The organism is Aerosakkonema funiforme FACHB-1375, assembly GCF_014696265.1.
GTDB classification, from domain to species: domain Bacteria; phylum Cyanobacteriota; class Cyanobacteriia; order Cyanobacteriales; family Aerosakkonemataceae; genus Aerosakkonema; species Aerosakkonema funiforme_A.
In genome coordinates, this window is the sequence record NZ_JACJPW010000012.1 from 58162 (window position 1) to 79779 (window position 21618).

The window sequence follows — 21618 nt, forward strand, 5'->3', positions numbered from 1 at the left end:
AGTACCTTAGGCAGGAGAGCGGTTTATGAAATCTCAATATATGAATAAGCCGAAAATTCTGGTTGTTGATGATGAACCAGATAATCTCGACCTGCTGTATCGCACTTTCTATCGAGAATATAAAGTTTTGAGGGCAGAATCGGGACTGGCTGCCCTAGAAATTTTGGCATCGGAGAGGGATATCGCCGTGATTATCTCGGATCAGCGTATGCCACTGATGAGCGGCACAGAATTTTTGAGTCTCACCGCCACTCAGTATCCAGATATCATTCGGATTATCTTGACCGGCTACACGGATGTGGAAGACCTCGTAGAAGCAATCAACAGCGGTAAGGTATTCAAGTACGTTACGAAGCCGTGGGAAGCAGAACACCTGCAAGCAGTAGTGCGGCAAGCGCTGGATACCCACAACGTCCTCAAAACTCGCACTCAGGAACTGTGCCGCACGCTGCGTCAGGAATCTCTGCTCAATACAGTTACCAATACCATTCGCTCCCACACCGATTATCGACAGATTCTCCAGACGATCGTCAACACGGTCGGTCATATGCTGGAAGCGGACATCTGTATTCTCCGTCCTTTCCAAGACGATCGGATGGGAGACGAATGCTTTGTTTATCAAAGACAGAAGACTGTTTTACCATACCCGTCGGAAGTGAGGGAAGAATCACCCAAGGAAGCACAGGCTTCTCAAATTGCGCTTTTAGCGGAGACGGTGTGGGAAACCCACGATGTCCTGGTGTTCGACGATATTACAACCGACGATCGCATCCAAGGCGACACACCGGCACAAAAACAACGTGCGATCGCATACAGTACCGCTGACATTCGCTCCAGTTTGGTAGTACCCTTGATTTGCCAATTGGAACTGATGGCTGTATTGGCACTGCATCAATGCGGAGAGCCCCGTCGCTGGCAAGATGATGAGGTGCAGTTGGTATTCATGGTTGCCGATCAAGCAGCCCTCGCCCTATCTCAAGCACGCGCTTACGATCGTTCCCTGGCAATGGCAAAACGGGAAGCTTTGATTAACACGATCACTTCCGCAATTCGCTCCAGTCTCGATCCCCAAGATATCTTTGCCGCGATTACCCAACAACTCGGTCAAGCGCTCAAGGTAGATGGCTGCACTCTTTCTCTGTGGACAGAATCCGATGAATTTGTTCAGTGCGTCGGATTATACGACAAAAGTTTAGATTCTTCCATAAGTGTAGGCACAGCTTTAACAGACGCAACTTTCCTAGAAAAAACATTTTCCTCAAACTCTTCATTACAAGGTGCGATCCAAAATACCAATTCCCAGCTAGGAAGCAGAGAACGAGCTAAAATCCCAAATTCTTCCCAGTTACCTCAATCCGTAGCGCCGATCGCAGGCAATCCCGTTTTGCAGCAATTGCTCAGTACCCAACAACCGGTGGCGATCAATGACCTGGAAGCAAATCCAGATATGCAAGGCTTCGATTTGCCTTTGCGCTCTTCCGCACGAGCCCTGATGGTAGTACCCTTAATCGCCGAAGGCAGAATCATCGGCAGCATTACTTTGCGAGAAGCCACAAACTCTCGTTGCTGGCAACAAGCAGACATTGACTTGGCCCAAGCTGTGGCAGCTCAAGCTGCGATCGCCGTAGAACACGCCCGCCTATATCAGAAAACGCGACAGCAGGCAGAGCGCTTGCAGGAACTAGACAAACAAAAAACCGAATTCTTCCAAAATATTTCCCACGAATTCCGCACGCCCCTCACCCTGATGATGGGCCCATTAGAATCGGCAGTCGATCGACAGCAAGATTTGCCTCACGACCAAGCGGTAATCGCCCTCCGCAATTGTCGTCGATTGCTGCGATTAGTAAATCAATTGCTGGATTTGCAGCGACTCGATGCCAGACGGATGCAAGCCAGTTTCCGTCCTTGCGATTTGGTGATTATGGTCAGCCAAATTATGGAAGCCTTCCGACCCTACTGCGAAAAAAAGGGTCTGCGTCTGATCGCAGATCTCAACTCCTGTCCGATGGTCTATCTAGATCCGGAAAAATTTGACAAGGTACTCTACAATCTCCTCTCCAATGCTATGAAGTTTACCGACTCCGGTGGCAGTATAGCCGTTAAGGTGGAAAGAGCGGGAGACCACGTTCGCATCCAAGTCAAAGACACTGGCATCGGTATTCGTACCGAACAGATCCCCCATCTGTTTGAGCGCTTCCGGCAAGCAGAAGGGTCTGTCAATCGCTCTTATGAAGGTTCCGGTTTGGGTCTGGCGCTGGTAAAAGAATTGGTGGAACTCCACGGCGGTCAAATCTCCGTGGAGTCGATTTATCAAGCCGGAAGTACTTTTACCGTTTGGTTGCAAACGGGGATATCTCACCTGCCTCTAGATCAGGTACTGGAAGTGCCAACGCAACTACAACCGAACCGCGCCGCCGTGGAATTGGCAGATCTGGAACTGATCGGCACAGTAGGAGAAAATACTGAGTTAAAAGTAGATTCCCCAACGGAAAACTCGGTACAGGCTCGCAATCGTATTTTGGTGGTAGATGATAACCCGGATCTGCGCTCTTATGTATCTAGAGTTCTACAGGCATCAGGGTTTGAAGTTTTGACAGCCCGCGATGGAGCTGAGGGTTTCGGTGTGGCGAAAGCTAACCGTCCTGACTTAATTGTGACCGATTTGATGATGCCGATGGTGTCCGGTTTGGAAATGATTCGTATGATCCGGGAACAGCAGGATTTGAAGGGAACGCCGATTATCCTGCTCACGGCTAAAGTGGATGAAGATACTCGCATTGAAGGTACGGAATTGGGTGCAGATATCTATTTGGCTAAGCCGTTTAACGATCGCGAATTGCTGGCGGCTGTGCGGAATCTGCTGGAACTCAAGCAGAATGAACGCCGCGTTACGGAACTGAATAAATATCTCACAGAATCTGTGCTGAAGCGCTTCTTGCCACCGACAATGGTACAAAAAGCAGCCACTGGCGGGCTGTCTCTGGATTTGAAGCCGGAACCTCGTTTAGTAACAATTCTGTTTAGCGATATTGTCGGTTTTACGCAACTATCCAATACTTTGCGGAGTCGTCGGGTGGCGGAATTGTTGAATGAATATTTCGAGTATATGACTAGGGCGGTGTTCGACAACGGCGGTACTGTCGATAAGTTTATGGGAGATGCGGTGCTGGCAATGTTTGGCGCACCGGAGGAACTGACTCCCAACGAACAGGTACGGCGAGCGATCGCAACGGCTCGGCAAATGCGTCAATATTTAGATGACCTCAATCTGCGCTGGCAAGATCAGGGGATTCCCCGCGTTCAGTTCCGCTGCGGTATTCATCAGGGAACGGCTGTAGTCGGTATGTTTGGCAGCGCCGAACGAGCTGACTATACAGCAATTGGCCCCACGGTCAACATCGCTTCTCGACTTCAACAAGCCGCAGCACCTGACTGCATCCTGGTTTCGGCTGCTGTCGCCGATTATCTGGATGAGTCTGAAATTACTAAAGGCAGTCCCCTACAGCTCAAAGGTGTGGATGAAACGGTTCTCACCTTCATCGTCAACCCCAATATCAAGAAGTCTTAGCAATGAAGAAAGAAAGGTGGGAGGTGTTGTGCGATCGCGAAAAGTTGTGTTATCCTAGTTTGAGTGATGTTGAAAGTTAGTCGATCGCATCGTCCCAAAACCTTGCGGGTGTAGTTTAGTGGTAAAACTTTAGCCTTCCAAGCTAATAATGCGGGTTCGATTCCCGCCACCCGCTTTGAGAAAAACCTAGTCATGTCAAGTATTTCATCACTCGATCGACTTTAGCGCAGCTAAATATTGGGTATGATTTTGGGTATTGGTTGGGTATGAACTGATACCTCTTATGCCAGAAGCAATTGACAAGAAACTATTGAGCGAACGAGACATCTGTACGAAGTACATTACACCCGCTCTGACCAATCAGGGTTGGGATATCATGGCTCAGATTCGGGAAGAGGTAACGCTTACCAAAGGTCGGGTAATTGTGAGAGGAAAGCTGACGAGTCGGGGCGAGCTAAAACGGGCAGATTACGTGCTGTATTATAAGCCGGGTTTGCCTTTGGCGGTGATTGAAGCGAAGGACAATAATCACGGCGTTAGCGATGGGATGCAGCAGGCGATCTCACAACTGGCGAACTGATCGATGTACCGTTTGTTTTTAGTTCTAATGGTGATGCGTTCATGTTTTGCGATCGCACTGTCACCACAGGACAGCGAGAGCGAGAAATTCCCCTTGACCAATTCCCTACACCGCAGGAACTTTGGCAAAAGTATTGTAATTGGAAGGGTATTATACCAGAAGTTGAACCGATTATTACTCAAGATTATTATCCCAGTTCAGATAATAAGCAGTTACGCTATTACCAACAGGTTGCCATTAACCGCACGATTGAAGCGATCGCTAAAGGGCAAGACCGGATTCTGTTAGTAATGGCGACGGGTACTGGCAAGACTTTTACCGCTTTTCAGATTATCTGGAGGTTGTGGAAGTCGGGTACTAAAAAGCGGATTCTGTTTCTCGCTGACCGTAATATTTTAATTGACCAAACTAGAATTAATGACTTTAAGCCGTTTGGTTCTGCGATGACTAAAATCCAGAAGCGACAGGTGGATAAGTCCTATGAGATTTACTTGGCTTTATATCAGGCTGTATCGGGGAATGAAGAAGATAAGAATATCTACAAGCAGTTTTCACCTGAGTTCTTCGATCTGATTGTGGTTGATGAATGCCATAGGGGAAGCGCCGCAGAAGATTCGGCATGGCGAGAGATCCTTGATTATTTTAAGAATGCAACTCAAATTGGTTTAACAGCAACTCCGAAAGAAACTGAAGAGGTTTCCAATATTGATTATTTTGGAGAACCAATATACACTTATTCGCTAAAGCAGGGGATTGAGGACGGTTTTCTCGCTCCTTATAAGGTAATTCGGATCGATCTAGATAAAGATTTAGAGGGATGGAAACCAAAGCCAGGTCAACGGGATAAGTATGGAAAGGAAATCCCCGACCAAGTGTTTAATCAGAGAGACTTCGATCGAAGTTTGGTTTTAGAACCTCGGACAGAATTGGTGGCTAGAACTATCTCAGATTATCTGAGGTCGATTAATGACCGCTTTGCTAAAACGATCGTATTCTGCGAGAACATTGACCACGCGGAACGGATGCGGGTGGCATTGGTGAATGAGAATGCCGATTTGGTGGCAGAGAACGGTCGCTACATTATGCGGATTACGGGGGATGATACAGAGGGGAAGGCACAACTGGATAATTTCATTGACCCGGAAAGTAAATATCCGACGATTGTTACTACCTCTGAATTGCTGACAACTGGCGTTGATGCCAAAACTTGTAAGTTGATTGTTTTAGATCGGCGTATCCAGTCGATGACGAAGTTTAAGCAGATTATCGGGCGAGGAACGCGGATTGATGAGGATTACGGCAAGCTGTTCTTCGCGATTATGGATTTCAAGAAGGCGACAGTACTATTTGCTGACCCTGATTTTGATGATGACCCCGTACAGATTTACGAACCTAAACCTATTGACCCCATTGTGCCACCAGAACCAGGGGAAAATGAGGTACAAATAATCGATGGGGAGATTGTTCGCAAAGCAAAGCCGGAACGATATGTGGTAGCAGATGCGGATGTGTCCATCTCGCTGATTCGAGAGCAATATTACAGCAAAGAAGGCAAACTGATTACCGAATCGATTAAGGACTACACCAGGCTAACGGTTAGTAAACAGTATGCTTCTTTAGATGCGTTTCTCAAGAAGTGGAACGCCGCAGAACAGAAACAGGCGATTATTCAGGAATTGCAGGAACAGGGCGTACTGCTGGAAGCGTTGGAAAATGAAGTGGGGAAAGAGTTTGACCCGTTCGATCTGATTTGTCATGTAGTGTTCGATCGACCGCCTCTAACTCGACGGGAACGGGCGAACAATGTACGAAAGCGGGATTACTTCAGTAAGTATGGGGAACAGGTACGGGTGGTACTGGATGCGCTTTTAGACAAGTATGCTGATGAGGGGATAGAGGATGTTGAGAAGATGGACGTGCTGAAGGTGAAGCCTTTGAGCGACATCGGTACGCCTTTAGAAATTCTAAGTCTTTTTGGTGGCAAGCCCAAATACCTGCAAGCTCTGGCAGAATTAAAAGAACATTTGTACGAGGCATCGTAGATTATGACGGTATCTCAATCAGAAACTCAAACCTTAAACCTTTACGATCGCGATTTTTACTTGTGGATTGAAGAAACTCTTAGGCTACTGCGGGAAGGCAAGTTAGCCGAGATAGATGTAGCGAACTTAATTGAAGAAATTGAGGATATGGGCAAAAGCCAAAAACAGGCTGTTCGTAGTAATTTAATTGTGCTTTTGATGCACCTTCTCAAGTATCAGTATCAACCAGAAAAGCGATCGGGAAGTTGGAAATATACGATCAGAGAACACCGACGACGCTTGAACGAAGCGTTTCAAGATAGCCCAAGTTTGCGTAATTATTTGGCAGAAGTTTTCGATCGGTGCTATCAAAATGCCAGAAAGGAAGCCGCAGACGAAACTGAATTGCCTCTCAATGTTTTTCCTAGCGAGTCGCCTTTTACTCCCGAACAAACTCTTGATGGAGATTTTTTACCGGAACAGTAATTAGCATTTTACAACCAGATTGATATGAGAATAAAAGAAATGGAATCAGCGCAAACAATAGCAAGTAGTACACTAAGTCTTTACGATCGGGATTTTTGTTTGTGGGCAGAAGAAACAGCCAAACTTTTGCGCGAGGGAAAGTTGGCAGAAATTGACCTAGAACACCTGATTGAAGAAGTTGAAGATATGAGTGGGAGTCAAAAGCGGGCATTACTCAGTAATCTCCGAGTTCTTCTGATGCACCTTTTGAAGTATAAATATCAACCAGAAAAGCGATCGGGAAGTTGGAGATATACCATCAGAGAACACCGACAACGCTTGATAGAAGCGTTTGAAGATAGCCCAAGTTTGCGTAATTATTTTGCAGAAGTATTTGATAAGTGCTATCAAACTGCCAGAAAGGAAGCCGCAGACGAAACTGAATTACCTCTCAATATCTTTCCTAGCGAGTCGCCTTTTACTCCCGAACAAACTCTTGACGAAGATTTTTTACCGGAATAGTTACAAATGTCCATCGGCACGACGATTAAAACAATTCAAGACATTATGCGGAAAGATGCGGGCGTGGATGGTGACGCGCAGCGTATCAGTCAATTGGTGTGGATGATTTTCCTCAAGGTGTTTGACTCCCGCGAGGAGGAATACGAACTGCTGGAGGACGATTATAAATCCCCTATTCCAGAGGCGTTGCGGTGGCAGAATTGGGCAGCAGATGCTGAGGGCATTACTGGGGATACTTTGCTGGATTTTGTGGATAATGCCCTGTTTAAAACGCTGAAGGATTTAAGGACATCTACTAACCCGCGTGGGCGAATGATTGGTAAGGTGTTTGAGGATGCCTACAACTACATGAAAAATGGCACTCTCATTCGTCAAGTTATTAATAAGCTGAATGAGGTTGATTTTAATAAGTCGGTACAAAAGCAACAGTTCAGCGAGATTTACGAAAAGATTCTCAAGGATTTACAAAGCGCAGGGAATGCGGGGGAATATTATACGCCTCGTGCGGTAACGAAGTTTATTGTAGACCGGGTAAATCCTCAGCTTGGTGAAGTGGTGTTAGATCCGGCTTGTGGTACGGGTGGCTTTTTAACAGCAGCTATTGACCATATTCGCCATCATTTCAATAGTGCTGATGTGCCGGAAATAGTTCAGCGTACCATTCGGGGGACTGAGAAAAAGCCGTTACCTTATAACCTGTGTATGACAAATCTAATCTTGCATGGGATCGATCTGCCATCAGTGGAACATGATAATACTTTGGCACGACCGTTAAGGGATTATAGCCCCAATGAACGAGTTGATGTTATTGTGACTAATCCGCCCTTTGGAGGGATGGAAGAAGACGGGATTGAGAGCAATTTTCCTGCGGCTTATCGCACTAGGGAAACAGCCGATTTGTTCCTATTGTTGATTATGCACTTGTTAAAAGATAAGGGGAGAGGGGCGATCGTTCTGCCTGATGGCACACTGTTTGGTGAAGGTGTGAAGACGCGCATTAAGGAAAAGTTGCTGCAAGAGTGCAATCTGCATACAATTGTTCGTTTACCGAATGGCGTGTTTAATCCTTATACGGGCATCAAAACCAATCTACTGTTTTTTACCAAAGGAGAGCCAACCGAAACGATTTGGTATTACGAACACCCATACCCACCAGGTTACAAGTCTTACTCGAAAACTAAGCCGATTCGATTTGAGGAGTTTGAACCTGAGCAAAAATGGTGGGATAACCGAGAGGAAAGTGAGTTTGCTTGGAAGGTTTCCGTAGAGGATATCAAGGCAAATAACTACAACTTAGATATTAAGAACCCTCACCGAGTTGATGTAGAAAACGCCGATTTGGATGAGATGCTGAACGAACATCAAGCACTCATGGCAGAGTTGGAAGAAGTGCGTAGCAAGTTGAAGTTTGAGTTAATGGCATCGCTTGAGGGTGAGGAATAAGGGATGAGCATTAAGACGTTTTTAGGAGATTTTGAATTATTAACTGATGCGCCAAATGCTGTTGTTAAGTTGCGGGAAATTATTCTGCAACTGGCAGTTAGGGGTAAGCTTGTGCCTCAATATCCTAATGATGAACCTGTTTCTATTTTATTAGAGAGAATGAAAGCTGAGAAAGAAGAACTTATTTTAAACAGAACCATTGTCCGAGATACCAGTTTACCTCCTATTCAAAAAAGTGAAATACCATTTAAACCTGGCGGATGGCAATGGGAAAGGCTTGGTAATCTTGCGCGATTTATTGATTATAGAGGCAAAACTCCTCCTAAAACAGAGAGTGGAATTAAGTTAGTTACTGCTAAAAATGTTCGGATGGGATTTATTAAAAACGAGCCAGAAGAATATATATCAGAAGCAACTTATCAAGATTGGATGACACGAGGCTTTCCGAAATATGGAGATATACTTTTAACAACCGAAGCTCCTCTTGGTAATGTTGCACAATTAATAATTGAAGAAAAAATAGCTTTAGCACAGAGGATTATTGATTTACAGCCATTTTCTGATTTATTTGCTAGATACTTACTCACAGTACTTATGAGTCCCTTGTTGCAAAATTCTCTGAATAAGAATGCAACAGGAATGACTGCTCAAGGAATAAAATCAGCTAGACTAAAGTTAATTTTGATTCCAGTACCTCCGCTACCAGAACAAAAACGTATTGTCGCCAAAGTCGATCGCCTCCTAATCCTCTGTGACGAAATCGAGAAACGCCAGCAGCAACGGCAAGAAAGCATTGTCAGGATGAACGAAAGCGCAGTTGCTCAACTCCTCTCTTCCCAAAATCCCGATGACTTCCGCCAACACTGGCAACGCATCTGCAACAACTTCGACCTACTCTACAGCATCCCCGAAACCGTTCCTAAATTGCGTCAGGCGATTCTGCAATTGGCAGTGCAGGGTAAACTCGTGCGTCAAGATCCAAATGATGAACCTGCCGATCAATTACTTAAACTTATACGTGAAGACCGTATCAATAAAGAAACAAATCCTAGAATTAAAAACCAAATAGCTAATGAGCCTAATATTAATGGTCAGTATAAATTACCAGATGGGTGGATTTGGACTACTACTTTGCAGGTTTGTTACCTAATTCTAGATGGCGATCATAATCCTCCTAAACGAGTTTTAAGTGGTATTCCTCATCTGACTGCTAGGAATATTATCAACAACAGGATTGAGTTGAATGGTTGCACTTTTATTTCTGAAGAAGATTTTGAGCGCGTTAAAAAGAGATATTTCCCTGAACTTGGAGATGTAATTTTAACTTGTGTAGGGACTTTAGGAAGAACTGCTATTATCTCGGAAAATATCATTTTCAGTGCTGATAGAAATTTAGCTATCCTTCGACCTGTTGCTAAATTTATACTTCCAGAGTACTTACAATTAATCCTTAATGGGCCTGAGATGCAGGCATATATAGCAAGTGCTGATGGAAGTACTGCTCAACCTCATATTTACTTGAAGCAAATAAGATCATTAATGTGTCCCCTTCCACCTTTTACCGAGCAAAAACGTATTGTTGCCAAAGTCGATCGCCTGATGTCTCTCTGCGATGAACTAGAAGGCAAGCTGAAGGAAGTGCGATCGCATAGTGAGAAACTGATGGAAGTAGCAGCACGGGAAGTGTTGGCGGTGTGATGGGAGGTGCGGTGCGTAGTGTAGGTTTTGGAATGGCGATCGCACCCGACTGTCGCCCAAGTATCTGTAGGGTGCGTCAGACAATTAAACTATTAGTTAGACAATTAGCTGAAAATCTAACGCACCCTACGAAGTCATATTAAAATGATATTAGAGTATTAAAAATTTTACCATGACTCAAGCGCTACCCAAATTAATGACTTTTGATGAGTTTCTGGAATGGAAACCAGAAAACGGACGCTATGAGCTACATAAGGGAGTTATTGTTGAAATGCCTAATCCAACTGGTAAACATTCAGCGATCGCAGGTTTTCAGGCGATCGAATTTGGTTTTGAAATTAGGCGATTACAACTTCCTTACTTTATCCCCAAGGAATGTACAATTAAATTTAGCGATAACACTGGCTACGATCCAGACGCGATCGTATTGGATAAACAAGCTGTAGAAACTAATGAATCTCGATGGGAAAAAGAATCTGTTATTACTAGAGGAGATTCTGTCAAGTTAGTTGTTGAAGTTGTCAGCACAAATTGGCGGGATGATTACGGATACAAGATGATAGACTATGAAGCGTTAGGTATTCCTGAATATTGGATTGTAGATTATTTAGGTTTAGGTGGTAGCCGTTATATTGGTTCCCCGAAACAGCCGACTTTATCAGTTTATCAGTTAGTAGATGGCGAGTATCAAATCAAGCTGTTTCGGGGAGATAAAATGATTGAATCGTCAGTGTTTCCAGATTTGAATTTGACCGCCGTGCAAATTTTTGATGGTGGGTAAAATTAAGGCGAGAAAACCTATAGGCTGCGCCAAATAATTACCGGCTCTTGCGGATTTATGGGTAAAAATGTTCTTGATGTTACAGTTGAGTGAGATGGTGGGTTACGGCACGGGAACCGCTGTATCGATCGAAAGTGCTAAAATTATCGCCCGTGCCTAACCCACCCTACGATTAGATAATGCCTTATTAGTTATAATGAAAAAATCGGGGCAGACATCTATGCCTACCCTCTTTAAAACTAGGGACAATCCGAACTTAATTATTTCGCCAGACTGTCGCCGAAGTAAGAAAAAGCCAGGTATAACTATTTGTTTCCCGCTGCTTTTTCCAGGGATTTGCCGATAATTTCTTCCACCGACTCAACGCCCTTGGTATTTTCAGGACGTTTCATTTTATCGATGTCAGCGGTTCCTTGAACTTCATTCAAGCCGGGATTTGTTTCCTTAATTTGCTTTTTCATTCCGTAAGGATTTGACAAAACCGCTTCTTGTGACTTCCGTTCAATTTCTAACAGATTTGCCTCGCCGTCAGTAGGGCGACTGGTGTTGGTGCTGGCGCTGTAAGCTGGCATAGCATAAGACATTAGGATTACAGTACAAACGCAAACAGCGAGCAGAAGACGAATCGGACGCAACAGTGCAGAAAAGTTAAAACGAATAGAACGCATTGAAAGATTCTCCTATTTATCGAAATTGGTAGCTATTGGTCGTTAAGAGGTTAAACAAACCTTTATTTTCAGCGACCTTCCTCTATTTGCTCAAATTTTTGAATTTGTCGCCTCTGTATCTGGATAGATCTGTATTGATAGCTTCAAAAGCATTCTTCATCTATCAAAAGAGGTATCAGATGGCTGACTACCTCTGGTGGATAGATATGTATTGTGCAATTGAAAAGCATCTTTCATCTACCAAAAGGCGTATAGAGTTGCTGCCTCAATCTAAGGAGAAAAATTCGATATTGGGTAGGAGAGGGTCTCGAATAATACCCACACCAGCAAAACCCCAACGTTTGAGCAGATTTTTCAGTTGACTGCCTGGAACTGATTCAACGCCAAAGCGATCGGCTACATCCGCGCCGTGGGTATTCAGGTAGCTCAACGCCTCGAAATCTTCGTTAAATAAAAGTAGAAAGCTGGGAGAATTAGATCCTTTTGAAGCGGTTTCTGGATGTGCGGTTAAATAACGACCGTCAGATCTAGAACGAACAACGTAATAAATTTGCGAAAACATGATGACATCGGGAATGGGAAATGGGGAAGGGGAATTGCAAATTTCAGATTTGAGATTTCAAATTTAATTAAAATCTCAAATCTGAAATCCTCAATTAGCTAATTCAAGTTTTCCAGACGAATGCGCGGGTCTACTACCTTGAGTAGCAAATCTGCCAATAAATTGCCCAGGATCAGCATGACTGCACCCATCATCAAACTCGCCATCACCAGGTAGAGGTCTTGAGCGCGTACAGCATCCAAAATCAGCCGTCCCAAACCGGGCCAGTTGAAGAAGTACTCGGAAATAAACGCACCGCTCAACAAACCGGCAAACTCAAAACCCAGTAGCGTAATTAAAGGGTTGACCGCATTGCGGAGAGCGTGAACGTAAATCACCCGATTTTCTGGTAAACCTTTGGCGCGAGCTGTCTGGATGTAGTCTTGGCGCAGTACATCTAACAATTCTCCTCGCATAATTCGCTGCAAACCGGCAAAGCTAGTAACGCTCAACGCCAGAGTGGGTAAAATCATGTGCCAGCCAATATCCAATATCTGACCTAACAGCGTTAGTTCCGAGTGATTGATGCTCGTCATTCCTCCCACTGGAAACAAAGGAGAAGTGTTTTGGGCTACGATTAGCAGCAGCAAGGCGGTGATAAAGCTGGGAAATCCTTGTCCGGTGTAGCTGATTAACTGTAAGACGCGATCGACATAACGATTTTGATTGACTGCGGCGACAATCCCTAACGGGATGGCGATCGCCCAGGTCATCACCAGCGAAGAAATCGCCAGCAGCAGCGTATTGGGAATGCGCTCCCACAACAAAGACCCCACCGATCGCCCGTAAACAAAACTCGTACCAAAATTACCTTGGGTGATAATCCGCCACAACCATAGTATGTACTGTTCCGCCCAAGATTTATCCAAACCGAACTGCTGTTTGAGCTGCTCAATCCGTTCCGGCGAAATTTTCGGATTTTGCCTGAGCGTATCCAGGTAATCCCCCGGAGCAAATTGAATAATGAAAAACGAGAGTGCCGACGCCAACAGCAGGGTTAGTAGTGCCTGTAATAAGCGCTTCAGCACATATACAAATGTTTCGCTAGTGAATACCTGAGTTAGCCAATGCGAACCTAACTCCCATTTTCTGTTACCCCAGGAATCTTTTGTAGAAGTCATCTAACCACAAACCCATTTCGCTTACTGCAATTTTAGATTTCGGATTGCTGCCAAATCCTCAGATCTAAAATTTTTCTGACTAAAAGTGATAGGGGACTCTCGCTCGGCAGAAAAGAATTCCCTATCAAAAAAAAGATATTATTGGCTGAATTTATTCATGGAAAACAAACATATTTTTTCCTTGGTTCACGCCGCAGGATCGATCGGTATGGATTGCCAGCACCCTTTCCCCACCCCTCTCCCTTCTCCCTACTTAATGCTAGTACTCAATCAGGGTAACAATCGGTACATCAGGAAGATATCCGCGTCCGCCCAAGTCCCGTAGCTCGATGATAAATCCAAAACCAACCAAATTGCAGCCAGCTTGCTGTACCAACTTTGCCGTAGCGGCTGCCGTTCCCCCAGTGGCAATCAGATCGTCCACAATTAAGATGCGAGACCCAGGCTGCAAAGCATCCTTGTGTACCTCCAGACGATCCATACCGTACTCCAGCTGATATTCGATCGAATGAACCTCTGCCGGCAATTTCCCAGGTTTGCGAACCGGAATAAAACCAGCTTTGAGCTGATAAGCTAAAGGCGTCCCGACGATAAACCCGCGAGACTCCATCCCGACAACATAATCTACCTCTGGGAAGGTGTCTTTGCATTTCTGGGTAAGAGAGTCGATCGTGTAACGCAGTCCATCTGGGTCGCGCAGGAGAGTGGTGATGTCTCGAAACAGGATTCCCGGTTTGGGAAAATCTGGAATTTCGCGAATCAAAGACTTTAAATCCATAGACTTTTCATCGAAAATAGCGGTAATCGTCAGCATCGGTTGCAAGCCGATCGCCCCCTGGAAACTCAGCAGCAATAGGGTGGGTGAGTTTAACCCATAACTCGATCCCGATCGAAGACAGTTTCCTTGAGTCCCGATTGCAAAGAGATGCCTCAGAAATCGTACACTAGAGAGTTACAGTTGCACAGTTTGATATCAACGCTTAAATTCAAAACCAAACTAGATTCTTCAACCGCTAGGGTAGAGATGTGGCACAAAGACCGAGACTAAAAGTCACAAGTCACTAACGCAATCATTTCCAGATTGCTTTTGCCTCAGTCCAGTTCACCTAGCCGATCGATCGGAATGAAAGTCTCCGCTAACGTAATGTATTTAGATAGTCCACCAGCCCAATCCAATCCCGTCATTTTGGACAGCTTGCCTGTTCCAGCTACCTTTGAGGATCGGGAAATGCCTCGCCGTGCAAGGCTGCAAATTGACCTGATTCTACTGGCCATAGAAGCCTTGGATATCGGTGGCTCCGAAGCCATCCTGACGCTCGCTGCCGAACTGGAACTACAAGATATTATTAAAAATCGAGTCAATCTCTGGCGGCTTCGCAGTACTAACCCGCTGCGACGATACAGCCAGCGCCGTTCCTTGACTGTCCTGGAGGCCAAAGCTTTAGTGGCGATCGCCTGCTACCTGGCGCGACGCATGACGGTCTTAATTCGCCAACTGCTCCTAGCTTATCAACAGATCAGCGATAAGCAACTTTCAATGGAACATCATTTTCGCCTTTCTGAATATCTGGAGCGCTTTCGCAAGCACTTCCGCAGCCGGATGAATCCCCGGCGTTCCGGTGTTCTCGCTTACAGCTCCGATGAAAAATTAAACGAGCTAGCTATTTCACTTTTGGGAGAGTTGCTATTTTGTACAGGTACCGGTGGAATGCAACGATTTTGGAGCAGTCTGTTTGATGGAGAAGTTTAATAGATTATCGATCGCTACCAATTCCACTACTGACAACTAACAACTAACTACTAACCACTGAAAATGACTATACAACGCCAGTACAGTCTACCGAACTGCACTTTGCTTCTAGAAGGTTTGAGCGATACTACGGGTAGCGGTCAGATAGACGTCCGCCCCATAATGTCGATTTTGGTAAATGCAGAGTGTCGTATAGCAGGTTCTCCACTACCTCTAACCGGCGGACGAGAATTTTTTGAAAGCTTGCTTGGGGCAGTCAGTCGTTACGCCCAAGAATTTCTCAGCGGTGTACCTCATTTCCCAAATCTCGACAATGTACAGCCTTTGGTGCAGTTGCGACGAATTAATCGCAATTTACATCGATTGATTGTGCAGCGTCGCGGCGATGTCCATGTAATGTCCAACGGCTTGACTGGTAACACGGCATCGACTGCACCGATCGAAATCGATCTGACAACGGTGCAGTTGTTCGATTTGGTGGAAGCGGTGGATCAGTTCTTTGCCGACTCACAAACTTTACCAACTCTATCGCTGCAAGTAACGCCGGTAGAACGGCGATATGCTAACGCCGATCAGCCGATCGTCAAGCGAGCCGCACCAGCTGCGATCGGTGTGTCGAGTTTGGCTGTAGCAGCGATCGCACTCTTCTTTGTACCCGTTCCGGAAGTCCAGAAACCGAAAGACCCCCTACCGCGACCCGCCGCTAACTCTCTCGATACCACTACCGGTGTCTCCGGTCAAGTGGCAACTGGCTCTCCGCCGCGATCGCCTTCAGCTGTAGGATCGGAAACGGTATCTTCATCGTCGATCGCCTCAGAAACGACATCACCTTCTTCTATAACTTCGGAAACAGCTTCGTCTATAACTACGGAAACGGCATCACCTTCGCCTGTTGTGTCAGAAACGCCGTCGCCAATCGCATCGGAAACGGCATCACCGTCGCCAGTGGCATCGGAAACATCCCCGTCGCCAATCGCATCGGAAACATCACCGTCGCCAGTGGCATCGGAAACATCCCCGTCGCCAGTCGCATCGGAAACATCCCCGTCGCCAGTGGCATCGGAGACTGCATCATCATCGCCAGTGGCATTGGAAACCGCATCGCCATCGCCAGTATCATCCGAGACTGCATCACCATCACCAGTAGCATCGGAAACACCTTCAACATCGCCTTCAGAAATAACCGCAACGTCAACAACAGAATCTGTTGGAAACTCCGAACTCAGCTCGGAAATTACTGACCCGATCGCGCTTAGGGATTTGAACCGAAGGCTGCATCGCCAAATTCTGGAAAACAAGCAAGAAAAATTAAGGTTTCCGCGACAATTAATTTACCGCGTTGCTGTGCGTCCAGACGGAACAGTGGCAGACTATGAAGGCCGAAACCAAAGCGCTATTGACTACGTTAACGAAACTCCCCTACCCAAGCTGAAGACTTCCACAACCGCAACTGTGTCTGGTACCGGTAGCCAAGAACCTGTTGCTTACTACAAGGTTGTGTTTACCCCCAGAGGTGTTCCGCAAGTTAGTCCTTGGCGGGGCTATCGTTAAATTTTGTTAAAAATACAGGCAACTATCACCGTTAATAATTTGTTTTCTATCCGCTATCGATCGTCATCAAATTCCGCATTGGGTCGATGAGCGGATTTTTTGTAAAAAAAATGCACATTATTTCTAACCTGGTAATATAGTCTATTCTTTAGATTAGCGGCAATTAGTTGTCACAAAAAGCTACAAATTAAAGATTGGCAATTTGCTATTTTCTAAAAAAGTGTTTAATGCGATCGATTGACTGTGGTTTTCACGGAACGCATTTCATATCAGTCCAAGCTATACTTATGAATGTCTATACTAGCGACCACTGACGATCGCACCCAAATAGAGAGTTTTTCCTGGGAAGTTAGACAATATTTTTTCGTTGCAAAGCTTTCGCATAAGTAAAAAATATCATTAGTAAAATCTGCTCTCCGCCGTATTTACTCTGCTATGGCAGAGAGGCACAAGACAAAAAAAATAACAATGTTTTTGTACGCACAAAAGCATAACAACTCCCGATAAAAAAATCTGGAGTTCGGTAACTTAGCAACAAAAAATACTCGAAATTTAGGAAATTTAGGAAATTTATGAAACATAAATACGTGCAAAAACAAGCTCATTTCTTATTGAGAAAGACCTTAAAGTTGTGTTTAATCAATTTAAGTTGGTGCAAACAGACATTAGGCAATCTCAGTATCAGCAGTAAAATAACCTGTGGCTATACTCTGGCGGTAGGTATTGCAGTTTTAGGAACAACTGTAGGTCTTGCTGTGGGTAATTACTATGAGACAAAAGCTACCATTGAAGCAGAAAAGTGGCATAAAGCAGGAGAGGTGTTACATAAGTTACAAGTGGTTTTATTGCAAACGCGATCGCATCAGCAAAAATTGATTTACTTAATCCAGAAGCCGCAACAATTTCAAACAGAATACTCTCATTTACGTGGAAAATTAAATGAATTAAAAAGTTTATTATCTGAAATTCAATCTTCTCAAACATTCACTAAGTTGAAAGAATTGCAACCTCTCGCGGGGAATGGTAGTACAATGTTAGAAACATACTACCAACAAATGAAACAACTTCTGGATCGAACAAATCTGCAAATTATTAAGCCAGAAGAACTTCCTAAATTGCAAAGTTCGCTGTTAAATTTCACAAATAGCAAAACGGTACTCAAAATTGATGCCTTCTCGGATAATTTAACAAAACTCGCAGAATTTGTTTTTCAAGAAGAACACAAGGCGAAAGAATTTCGAGAACATGGAGAAATGGTGCAAGTATCAGCACCCATAGCGAGTATGCTGATATCAGTTGTATTGGCGATGCTTCTAGCTATCCAAACGAGTAGGGCGATAGCTCGTCCTCTCAAAGATGCGACCAGAGTAGCGGAGCAAGTTACCGAAAAAGCTAATTTTGACCTGCAAGTGCCAGTAGTGACAAAAGATGAAGTCGGTATTTTAGCGGCATCTTTGAACGAACTTATTCAAAAAGTCAAACATCTTTTAGAAGAACAAAAAGCAGCAGCAGAACGCCAGCGACAAATGCAAGAAACTCAATTAATCCAAAGCGAAAAAATGTCTAGTTTGGGGAGAATGCTAGCCGGAGTTGCCCACGAAATCAACAATCCCGTCAATTTCATATACGGAAATATCGGCTATGCTAATGATTACATTCAAGACCTTTTTGCACTATTACAAACTTACAAAAATGAAATCCCAAATCCACCTTTAGCCGTGCAAAAGTTGGCAGAAGAGATTGACATCGAATTTTTGGAAGAAGATTTACCAAAAGTCTTGCAATCGATGAAAATGGGTGCGGAGCGAGTCCACCAAATTGTTCTCAGTTTAAAAGATTTCTCTCGCTTAGATGAAGCGGCACCTCAATCTGTCGATTTGCACGCTTGTATCGACAGTACATTGTTGATTCTCCACAACCGTATTAAAAAGGGAATTAATGTCGTGCTTAACTATGGCGACATCCCAGAAATAGAAGGCTACACAGGCTTACTTTATCAAGTATTTATGAATTTACTGAGTAATGCAATTGATGCCTTAGAGCCAGAAACTATGTCATCTGGGGCAGTCTTAAATACGGCTGCGCCAAATAACCGATTAGTAGAAACGCCAAAAAATACACAACTGAAAGAGATTGTGATTACTACAGAACGCCAAGATAAAAACTGGGTGAAAGTGCGAATTGCTGACACAGGTAATGGCATTTCTCCAGAAAATATGACGAAAATATTTGACAACTTCTTCACTACCAAAGCCAGAGGTATTGGCACTGGTTTGGGATTATCAATTAGCCGTCAGATAGTAGAAGAAAAACACGGTGGGAGAATAAATTTTACATCTTATGTAGGACAGGGAAGTGAATTTGCGATCGCTCTCCCCATCAAACACAGGATTGAGACAAGAGAATTCCCAAATGGAAGATTCCAGATAGCAAATTGTATTTATAGCTAGGGCGTCGGGGAAGAAGGGTTTGACATACTCCCGCCGCTAATTGCTAACGCTCTTGTAGCGGGGGATTCCCAGGAAGCCTTCTGCCGACATTAAAGGTAAAATCAAAAGTTTCAAGATTCAATTGACAACTTGACGCATATAAGTTCCCCAAATTTGCGCCGCTTGACCGCTACTTCCGCTAGTAGGAGAATTGTTGTCATTTCCCAGCCAAACACCAGTAGCCACTTGGCGACTGGGAATATAACCGATAAACCACAAGTCTTTATTATCGCTGTTAGTACCCGTTTTGCCAGCTTCTTCCCCCAGACCCAAAGAAGCGTTGCGACCGGTTCCCCCTCTGACGACACCTTGTAGTAAAGTAGTCATTTGAGAAGCTACTTCCGGTCTGAGAACTCGCCTACCCTCGTTAGCCGGATCGTAGGCATAAATCACGCGGCAGGTACTGGGGTTATTGCGATCGCTGCAATCGCTGCTGTCTAAAATGCGGTTAATCGCGTGGGGACGATTCCACACACCGCGATTGGCTAGAGCTGCAAAAGCACCTGTCATCTCCAACGGATAAACTTCGCTTTGACCTAAAACCAAACCGGGTACGGGATTGAGTTTCGAGTCGATTCCCAATCGCTGCGCCATCCGCACCACATTATCCAAACCGACATCTTGCGCCACTCGCAGAGCGATCGCATTTTCAGATTGTGCGATACCCCTGTACATATCCGTACTCGCCCCGCCGACTCGTTCGCATCCCCGATAGCGATTAACCCAAACAAGAGGAGCGCAAGAATACAGTTTACCCGGTGAAATACCTTGTTCGATCGCCGCCGTGTAAGTAAAAACCTTAAAAGTCGATGCCGCTTGTCGGTGTGCTTGCGTAACGCGATTAAACTGACTTTGTTTGTAATCCAAACCGCCAACTAAAGCTAAAATCGCACCAGTGCGGGAGTCCAGAGTAACGATCGCGCCTTGAGAAAAGCGATTGCTTACCCCTGATTTAGCGATCGCATTACGCAAAGTTGCTTCTGCTTGCCTTTGCATCCGGGGGTCGAGAGAAGTTTCGATGAAAAAATTACCCTCTTTCGCTAATTCCTCCCCCAATAGATAGCGAAGTTCGTTAAAAACATAACTGTAAAAGTAGGGCGCAATTGTATTGGATTGCTCTTGACAAACTTTAGGACTGACTGCGATCCGAGTTCGTCGTGCTTCATTTGCCTCCTCTTGACTAATCCTACCTTGAGTTAGCATCCTCACAATTACAGCATCGCGCAGCCGCTTTGCTCTTAGCAAACTTTGGTTATCCCCGCAAGGATTAAAATTATTGGGAGCCGATAAAATCCCTACTAGAGTAGCAGCTTCAGCCAAAGAAACATCTCTAGCAGACTTGCCAAAGTAGTACTGGGAAGCATCTTCAAAACCGAAAGTATCGCCACCCAAAAAGATGCGATTCAGATAAGTCAGCAATAGTTTGTCTTTGCTGTAGAAGAATTCTAACTTGAGGGCAACAATAGCTTCTCGCACTTTGCGACCGAGAGAATCTTGCGTGCCCACATATTCCCGAAACAAACTGCGGGCGACCTGTTGGGTAACGGTACTGCCGCCTTGACGATCGCCCCCCTTACTGATAATAAAAGTTGCCCTAGCAATACCGATCGGATCGACACCGAAATGCCAATAAAAACGTTTATCCTCAGAAGCAACTACAGCTTTTGGCAAATAAGGGGAAAAGTCCGACAATTGTCTCATTTCCCCGTGAGCGTTGTTGCGCGGTTGTCGCAAAGGCGTTTCGCCATCGCGGGCGTAAACTACTGCTGGCCCCCCTGTGGCAGCTGGCAGGGGACGCACGGAGAATTTTTGCCATTCGATCGCAATTGCCAACACCATCAATGCCGTTAATCCACCAACCCCATACACCCCCCAGGTGGCAGCTTTAACATACCAAGGTGGCGGATCGTAGTACTGAACGCGGACAGACGCTGCCAGTTCTGGTGGGCCCAAAGTGAGCGTATCGCCGTGGCGCAGCAATTTTGACGCGATGCGCCGCCTACCCTTGTAAATTCCGTTCGTTGAACCTTCATCTTTGATCGCGAAGGACTTCTGGCGGCGTCCAGTCCGGTTTAAAGACAAGTGAAGCTGACTGACTACCGGATTGCGTACTACAATATCGCAGGATTTCGAGCTGCGTCCCAAGGTGTAGCGATCTCCTAACAAAGGGTAAACTTCTGCTTTGTCCGCATCTGCATCCTGGACTCGCAGTTCCGGCACTCTCGCATTCGTCTTGAGTACCAGTTGGGAAAAGTTTACCTTAGCTTGAACTGTATGTACCGCTTGGGTTATCGCACCGAAAATCGTTTGCGGGCGTTGAGGCTGAGGAGGAGTCATACTTTTTATTTTAGATTTTA

At 45.1% G+C, this 21618-nt stretch carries 14 protein-coding genes, 1 tRNA gene and 1 pseudogene; 11 read left to right on the forward strand and 5 right to left on the reverse strand.

Translation table 11 applies throughout. The features are described from left to right. Positions 1–25 precede the first annotated feature (25 nt). From H6G03_RS06735 to H6G03_RS06770, 8 genes and pseudogenes are all read left to right on the forward strand, one after another. On the forward strand, positions 26–3571 hold the full coding sequence (locus H6G03_RS06735) for a response regulator (RefSeq protein WP_190463345.1): 3546 nt from the start codon (positions 26–28) through the stop codon (positions 3569–3571). Between the two features lie 104 nt (positions 3572–3675). Further along, a tRNA-Gly gene (locus H6G03_RS06740) sits at positions 3676–3746 on the forward strand. Positions 3747–3854: 108 nt separating this feature from the next. Next, a pseudogene (gene hsdR / locus H6G03_RS06745) lies at positions 3855–6193 on the forward strand (EcoAI/FtnUII family type I restriction enzme subunit R). A gap of 3 nt (positions 6194–6196) precedes the next feature. Further along, the gene (locus tag H6G03_RS06750; protein WP_190463347.1) at positions 6197–6658 is read left to right on the forward strand and encodes a DUF29 domain-containing protein; all 462 of its coding nucleotides are present in this window, start codon (positions 6197–6199) and stop codon (positions 6656–6658) included. Positions 6659–6682: 24 nt separating this feature from the next. Then, a complete protein-coding gene (locus H6G03_RS06755) occupies positions 6683–7159 on the forward strand; it encodes a DUF29 domain-containing protein (RefSeq protein ID WP_242060331.1) in 477 nt (158 codons plus the stop codon). Positions 7160–7165: 6 nt separating this feature from the next. Next, positions 7166–8602 (forward strand): HsdM family class I SAM-dependent methyltransferase, encoded by a 1437-nt coding sequence (locus H6G03_RS06760; RefSeq protein WP_190463349.1) that lies wholly within the window; start codon positions 7166–7168, stop codon positions 8600–8602. 3 nt (positions 8603–8605) lie between these two features. Beyond that, complete coding sequence (locus H6G03_RS06765; RefSeq protein ID WP_190463351.1) at positions 8606–10300, forward strand: restriction endonuclease subunit S; 1695 nt, start codon at positions 8606–8608, stop codon at positions 10298–10300. A 172-nt stretch (positions 10301–10472) separates the two neighbouring features. Further along, complete coding sequence (locus H6G03_RS06770) at positions 10473–11081, forward strand: Uma2 family endonuclease (protein WP_190463352.1); 609 nt, start codon at positions 10473–10475, stop codon at positions 11079–11081. 305 nt (positions 11082–11386) lie between these two features. On the opposite strand, the gene H6G03_RS06775 is transcribed toward H6G03_RS06770, so the two are convergent. The 4 genes from H6G03_RS06775 to H6G03_RS06790 all read right to left on the reverse strand — a co-directional run bounded on the left by H6G03_RS06775 (position 11387) and on the right by H6G03_RS06790 (position 14249). Next, the gene (locus H6G03_RS06775; protein ID WP_190463353.1) at positions 11387–11749 is read right to left on the reverse strand and encodes a low temperature-induced protein; all 363 of its coding nucleotides are present in this window, start codon (positions 11747–11749) and stop codon (positions 11387–11389) included. A gap of 265 nt (positions 11750–12014) precedes the next feature. Then, on the reverse strand, positions 12015–12311 hold the full coding sequence (locus H6G03_RS06780) for a hypothetical protein (RefSeq protein WP_190463355.1): 297 nt from the start codon (positions 12309–12311) through the stop codon (positions 12015–12017). 98 nt (positions 12312–12409) lie between these two features. Further along, positions 12410–13471 (reverse strand): ABC transporter permease, encoded by a 1062-nt coding sequence (locus tag H6G03_RS06785; protein ID WP_190463358.1) that lies wholly within the window; start codon positions 13469–13471, stop codon positions 12410–12412. A gap of 259 nt (positions 13472–13730) precedes the next feature. After that, positions 13731–14249 (reverse strand): adenine phosphoribosyltransferase, encoded by a 519-nt coding sequence (locus H6G03_RS06790; RefSeq protein ID WP_190463430.1) that lies wholly within the window; start codon positions 14247–14249, stop codon positions 13731–13733. Positions 14250–14594: 345 nt separating this feature from the next. On the opposite strand from H6G03_RS06790, the gene H6G03_RS06795 reads away from it, so the two are divergent. From H6G03_RS06795 to H6G03_RS06805, 3 genes are all read left to right on the forward strand, one after another. After that, positions 14595–15221 carry a DUF3038 domain-containing protein gene (locus H6G03_RS06795; RefSeq protein WP_190463360.1) on the forward strand — a complete coding sequence of 209 codons (627 nt, stop codon included), beginning with the start codon at positions 14595–14597 and terminating at the stop codon, positions 15219–15221. A gap of 63 nt (positions 15222–15284) precedes the next feature. Then, a complete protein-coding gene (locus H6G03_RS37840; protein WP_242060332.1) occupies positions 15285–16772 on the forward strand; it encodes a DUF4335 domain-containing protein in 1488 nt (495 codons plus the stop codon). Positions 16773–17344: 572 nt separating this feature from the next. Further along, a complete protein-coding gene (locus H6G03_RS06805) occupies positions 17345–19222 on the forward strand; it encodes a sensor histidine kinase (RefSeq protein ID WP_190463362.1) in 1878 nt (625 codons plus the stop codon). A 117-nt stretch (positions 19223–19339) separates the two neighbouring features. Here the strand turns inward: H6G03_RS06805 and H6G03_RS06810 are convergent, their stop codons facing one another. Next, the gene (locus H6G03_RS06810) at positions 19340–21598 is read right to left on the reverse strand and encodes a transglycosylase domain-containing protein (protein ID WP_190463364.1); all 2259 of its coding nucleotides are present in this window, start codon (positions 21596–21598) and stop codon (positions 19340–19342) included. Positions 21599–21618: the final 20 nt, after the last annotated feature.